Raw genomic sequence first — 5,587 nt, 5'->3', positions numbered from 1 at the left:
ACGTCGAGCGGCTGCTCGGCGCGCTCCACCGGCTGGCGGACGACGGCCCGTCCGGGGAGTACGTGTGCGGGCCCGAGGGCTGGGGCCCGGTGCGGGACACGCGGGACCTCGCGGAGGTCCCGCGGCCGTGGTGACCGCCTGCCGGCGCTGGGCCGGACGGCGGCTCAGACGTGGCGCGGGTTCTCGTGGTCGAACCGGCTGTCCACCCCGAGGAACGGGGCGAGGACGGCGAGGGCGACCAACAGGGTGAGGGCGATGGCGATGCTCATGGCAGAAATCATGCTCTCCTGAGATATCCCGCCACGAGTGGCAGATATGACAGTGGTAGTGGATTTCCTGCCACATCCGTGCGACGCTGGCCGCATGCTGCGCAACGTGGCCGTGCCGGTCATCAACACCGTCTCCCCCTTCGAGTTCGCCGTCGCCTGCGAGGTGTTCGGCATGGACCGCTCCGACCAGGGCGTCCCCAACTTCGACTTCGCGGTGTGCAGCGAGCGGCCCGGCGAGCCGGTGCCCACCGCGATGGGCTTCTCGGTCGCGACCGCCCACGGCTTCGACCGCCTGGCCGAGGCCGACCTCATCGTCGTGCCCGCCACGAAGCCGCGGGAGGGCCCCATCCCGGACGCGCTGGTGCGCGAGCTGCGCGCGGCCGACGAGCGCGGCGCCTGGATCATGTCGCTGTGCAGCGGCGCCTTCACGCTCGCCAAGGCCGGGCTGCTGGACGGCCGGCGCGCGACCGCGCACTGGATGAACGCCGAGGAGCTCGCGCGCGAGTTCCCCGGCGTCAAGGTCGAGCTCGACGTCCTCTACGTCGAGGACGGGAACATCATCACCTCGGCCGGCACCGCCGCCGGCATCGACGCCTGCCTCCACCTGGTCCGCAAGGAGCTGGGCACACGGGTCGCGTCGATGATCGCCCGGCGCATGGTCGTGCCACCCCAGCGCGACGGCGGTCAGCGGCAGTACGTCGAGTCACCCGTCCCGGAGGTCGAGGCGGACTCGCTCCAGCCGCTCCTGGAGTGGGCCGTCGAGAACCTCACCGAGGACCTCTCCGTGCAGGCCCTGGCCCGCCGGGCCGTGATGTCGGAGCGGACCTTCGCACGCCGGTTCCGCGCGGAGACCGGGGCCACCCCGCACACCTGGGTGACCGCGCAGCGGGTGCTGCTCGCGCGGCGCCTCCTCGAGGACACCGACGCCTCGATCGAGCAGGTCGCCAGCCGCACAGGCCTCGGCACCGCCGCGATCCTGCGGCACCACTTCACCCGGCTGGTCGGCACGACCCCGCAGAGCTACCGCCGCACCTTCCGCTTCGCCTCATGAAGCTCCAGAGCTTCATCTCCTTCGATTAAGCCACAAACCTTCACTTCTTACAGTTCATCCTCTACGCTTCATCGATGATCGTCGTCACCGCCGACCAGAAGCGCAGCACCCGGCACGGCGACCGCGTGCCCGAGGCGCTCCGTGTGCTCGCCACGGACCCGCCCCCCGGCATCCGGCTCCCGTTCGAGCGCACGGTGGGCGACGAGATCCAGGGACTGCTCGAGTCACCCGCCGCGGCGGTGTGGGCCGTGACCCGGCTGGTCCGGCTCGGAGGGTGGCGCATCGGCATCGGCCTCGGCGAGGTCGCGGATCCCCTCCCGGAGAGCACCCGGGCCGCCACCGGCCCCGCCTTCGTCGCGGCACGCGACGCCGTCACCGCCTCCCACTCCGCGCCCACGGACCTGCGCGTCCTGCACGCGGCCGTCGGGGCCGACGGCTACGGTCAGGACGAGCCGACGCGCCAGGCAGAGTCCGCACTCTGGCTGCTGACCGCAGTGCTGCGCCGGCGCACCGCCGAGGGATGGGAGATCGCCGAGATGGCTGAGACGGGCCTGTCCGGCCGCGACATGGCCGCCCGGCTGCGGATCTCGCCGTCCGCGGTCAGCCAGCGCCTGGCCCGCGCCTGCGCCCAGGAGGCACAGCGCGGCGCCGAGCTCGCCGAGTCCCTGCTGGCCGTGGCCCTCCAGACCGGCGACCGGCCGGCGGGAGCAGGGGCATGACCTCCACCCTCGCGTCGGTGGTCGTGGTCGTCCTCTTCGGCGCCCTCGCCGTGGGCCTGGGCGGTGTGCTGACGACCGCGGTCTTCCGCCAGGTCGACCAGCGCGAGGACGCAGGGCGCGGCGACGACTCCGAGTCGGTCCAGGCCGCCAGCGAGATCCTGCGCGGCGGCGCCTGGATCGGCGTGCTGGAGCGGGTCGCGGTGTTCGCCGCGATCGTCGCCGGGTGGCCCGAGGGCATCGCCATCGTGCTGGCGGTGAAGAGCCTGGCCCGCTACCCCGAGCTCCAGGCGGGGGCAGCGTCCGCGGCGGCCGAGCGCTTCATCATCGGCACCTTCGTGAGCACCCTCTTCGCCGCCGGCTGCGCCGGCGCCGCGCTCGCGATCCGCTCGTCCCTGCTGCTGCCCTGACGGGTCGGCGCGGCGCTCAGGCCTCGATGACGACCGGGATGATCATCGGCCGGCGCCGGATCTTCCCGCCGACCCAGCTGCCCAGCGCGCGCCGCAGGACCTTCTCGAGCTGCTGGGTGTCGGTGACACCCTTGCCCGTGGCCTCAGCGAGCGCCTGCTCGATCCTGGGTCGAACCTGGGCGAAGATCTCGTCGTCCTCGGCGAACCCCCGGGCGTGGATCTCCGGCCCGGCGGCGATCTTCCCGGTCGCGGCGTCCATGACGACGATGACGGAGATGAAGCCCTCGTCACGCAGGATGCGGCGGTCCTTCAGCAGCGCCTCGTCGAACTCCCCGACCGAGGACCCGTCGACGTAGGTGTACCCGCACGGCACCGCCCCCACGATGCGGGCGCGCCCGTCGACGAGGTCGACGACGACGCCGTCCTCGGCGAGCACGACGTTCTCGCGGTCGACGCCCGTCTCCACCGCGAGCTCGGCGTTGGCGACGAGGTGCCGCCACTCGCCGTGGACCGGCATGACGTTGCGGGGCCTGACGATGTTGTAGCAGTACAGGAGCTCGCCGGCGCTGGCGTGGCCGGAGACGTGCACCCGTGCGTTGCCCTTGTGGACGACGTCGGCGCCGAGGCGCATCAGGCCGTTGATGACGCGGTAGACGGCGTTCTCGTTGCCGGGGATCAGCGACGACGCCATCAGCACGGTGTCGCCCTCCCCCACGTCGATGCGGTGGTCCCGGTTGGCCATCCGTGAGAGCGCCGCCATCGGCTCGCCTTGGGAGCCGGTGCAGATGAGCACGACCTCGTTGTCGGGGAAGTCAGCGAGCCGCTTGACGTCGACGAGCACGCCGTCGGGCACGTGGAGGTAGCCGAGGTCGGAGGCGATGCCCATGTTGCGCACCATCGAGCGCCCGACCATGGCCACCTTGCGCCCGGCCTTCTCCGCGGCGTCGAGCACCTGCTGGACGCGGTGCACGTGGGAGGAGAAGCAGGCCACGATGATGCGCCGCTGGGCGTGGCGGAAGACCTTGTCGATCGCCGGGGCGATGTCCTTCTCCGGGGTGGTGAAACCCGGCACCTCGGCATTGGTGGAGTCGGTCATGAAGAGGTCGACGCCCTCCTCACCGAGCCGGGCGAAGGCCCGCAGGTCGGTCAGCCGGCCGTCGAGGGGCAGCTGGTCCATCTTGAAGTCGCCGGTGTGCAGGATCGACCCGCCCGGGGTGCGCACGAAGACCGCGAGCGCGTCGGGGATGGAGTGGTTGACGGCGACGAACTCGCAGTCGAAGACGCCGAACTGCTCGCGCATCCCCTCCTTGACGCCGAGGGTGTAGGGCGTGATCCGGTGCTCCTTGAGCTTCGCCTCGACCAGCGCGAGCGTGAGCATCGAGCCCACCAGGGGGATGTCGGGCTTCAGCCGGAGGAGGTACGGGACCGCACCGATGTGGTCCTCGTGCCCGTGGGTGAGCACGATCGCCTGGATGTCATCGAGACGGTCGGCGATGTACTCGAAGTCGGGCAGGATCAGGTCGACGCCGGGGTGGTGGTCCTCCGGGAAGAGCACCCCGCAGTCGATGACGAGCAGCTGGCCGGCGTGCTCGAGCACTGCCATGTTGCGGCCCACCTCGCCGAGCCCACCGAGGGCGACGATGCGAACGCCGTTGTCGGCGAGGGGAGGCGGGGTGGGCAGCTCGGGGTGGGGATGGCTCACATCAGTCCTGAGGCGGTCAGGCCGCGTCGGACAGCGGCAGTCTGGTCGGGGGTGGCTTCGACGAGGGGCAGGCGCACGGCGGCGGAGTCGAGGACGCCGATCTCCTTCAGTGCCGCCTTGGACATGATGGCGCCCTGCGTGATGTTCATGATCGCGTCGACGGCGGGCACGAGCTGGCGGTGCAGCTCCTGCGCCCGCGGCAGGTCGCCCTTGTCGACGGAGGCGATCATCTCCGCGTACTGGTTCCCCGCGACGTGGCCCACGACGCTGACGACGCCGACCGCGCCCTGCGCGAGGTGGGCGAGCGAGAGGACGTCGTCGCCCGAGAACCACAGCAGGCCGGTCTCCGCCATCACCTTCGTCGCCGCCCACAGGTCGCCCTTGGCGTCCTTGACCGCGGCGATGCGCGGGTGGCGGGCCAGCTCGATGAGCGACTCGGTCGTGATCGGGATGCCGGAGCGGCCGGGGATGTCGTAGAGCATCACCGGCAGCTCGGTGGCGTCGGCGATCGCGCTGCAGTGGGCGCGCACGCCCTCCTGCGGTGGCTTGGTGTAGTACGGCGCCACGACGAGCAGGGCGTGGGCCCCCGCCGCCGCCGCCGCGCGGGCGAGCTCGACCGAGTGGGCGGTGTCGTTGGTGCCTGCCCCGGCCGTGACGCGCGCGCGGTCACCGACCGCCTCCACGACCGCCCGGACCAGGTCGCCCTTCTCCTCGTCGGTGGTCGTCGCGGACTCACCGGTGGTGCCGTTGACGACGATCCCGTCGTGGCCGTGGTCGACGAGGTGCCGCGCCACCCGCTGGGCGGCGTCGAGGTCGAGGCTGCCGTCGGGTCGCATCGGGCTCACCATCGCGGTGACCACCCGGCCGAAGGGGGACGCAGGAGTCATGCCCGCAGGCTATCGCCCCCGGACGGCACTGCCGTGCACGGCGCGGGTGGGCGGCGTCCCCGCCTGGCGCGGTGGGCGGGTGGCGGGTCCCCGCCCTCGGTATGCCGCCGGGGCCTGGTCGGTGCCCGGTGTTACCGTGCAGCCGTGCGGGCCTACCTCGATCTCCTGGACCACGTCCTGACCCACGGCGTCGACAAGTCCGACCGGACCGGCACGGGCACCCGCAGCGTCTTCGGGTACCAGATGCGCTTCGACCTCGCCGAGGGCTTCCCCGTCCTGACGACGAAGAGGCTGCACCTGCGCTCGATCATCGGCGAGCTGCTGTGGTTCCTGCGGGGCGACACCAACGTGACATGGCTCCAGGAGCGCGGCATCACCATCTGGGACGAGTGGGCCGACGAGGACGGCGACCTCGGGCCCGTCTACGGCTACCAGTGGCGTTCCTGGCCGACCCCGGACGGCCGCCACGTCGACCAGATCGCCAAGGTCATCGAGTCGATCCGCACGAACCCCGACTCCCGCCGGCACATCGTCAGCGCCTGGAACGTCGCC

At 72.0% G+C, this 5,587-nt stretch carries 6 protein-coding genes; 4 read left to right on the top strand and 2 right to left on the bottom strand.

The features are described 5' to 3' along the window. The first annotated feature begins 363 nt into the window (after nt 1-363). From VIB11_RS05940 to VIB11_RS05930, 3 genes are all read left to right on the top strand, one after another. A complete protein-coding gene (locus tag VIB11_RS05940; RefSeq protein WP_332029308.1) occupies nt 364-1,320 on the top strand; it encodes a helix-turn-helix domain-containing protein in 957 nt (318 codons plus the stop codon). 74 nt (nt 1,321-1,394) lie between these two features. Beyond that, nucleotides 1,395-2,039: a hypothetical protein gene (locus VIB11_RS05935; RefSeq protein ID WP_332029307.1), complete on the top strand. Its 645-nt coding sequence runs from the start codon at nt 1,395-1,397 to the stop codon at nt 2,037-2,039. After that, nucleotides 2,036-2,446 (top strand): hypothetical protein, encoded by a 411-nt coding sequence (locus VIB11_RS05930; protein ID WP_332029305.1) that lies wholly within the window; start codon nt 2,036-2,038, stop codon nt 2,444-2,446. The genes VIB11_RS05935 and VIB11_RS05930 overlap by 4 nt, the downstream gene beginning before the upstream one ends. Before the next feature lie 16 nt (nt 2,447-2,462). Here the strand turns inward: VIB11_RS05930 and VIB11_RS05925 are convergent, their stop codons facing one another. Both VIB11_RS05925 and dapA read right to left on the bottom strand, forming a co-directional pair. Beyond that, nucleotides 2,463-4,148 carry a ribonuclease J gene (locus VIB11_RS05925; protein ID WP_332029303.1) on the bottom strand — a complete coding sequence of 562 codons (1,686 nt, stop codon included), beginning with the start codon at nt 4,146-4,148 and terminating at the stop codon, nt 2,463-2,465. Then, nucleotides 4,145-5,035 carry a 4-hydroxy-tetrahydrodipicolinate synthase gene (dapA, locus tag VIB11_RS05920; protein WP_332029301.1) on the bottom strand — a complete coding sequence of 297 codons (891 nt, stop codon included), beginning with the start codon at nt 5,033-5,035 and terminating at the stop codon, nt 4,145-4,147. Before dapA ends, VIB11_RS05925 begins: the two co-directional genes overlap by 4 nt. Before the next feature lie 144 nt (nt 5,036-5,179). Here dapA and thyA point away from each other — a divergent pair. Continuing rightward, on the top strand, nt 5,180-5,587 hold a 408-nt coding region (gene thyA / locus VIB11_RS05915), incomplete at its 3' end, for a thymidylate synthase (protein WP_332029299.1).

It is taken from the genome of Pedococcus sp. (genome assembly GCF_036554925.1).
Taxonomy (GTDB): Bacteria; Actinomycetota; Actinomycetes; order Actinomycetales; family Dermatophilaceae; genus Pedococcus_A.
Note: the sequence above shows the minus strand (reverse complement) of the source record. Positions and strands in the feature narration are given on the sequence as shown.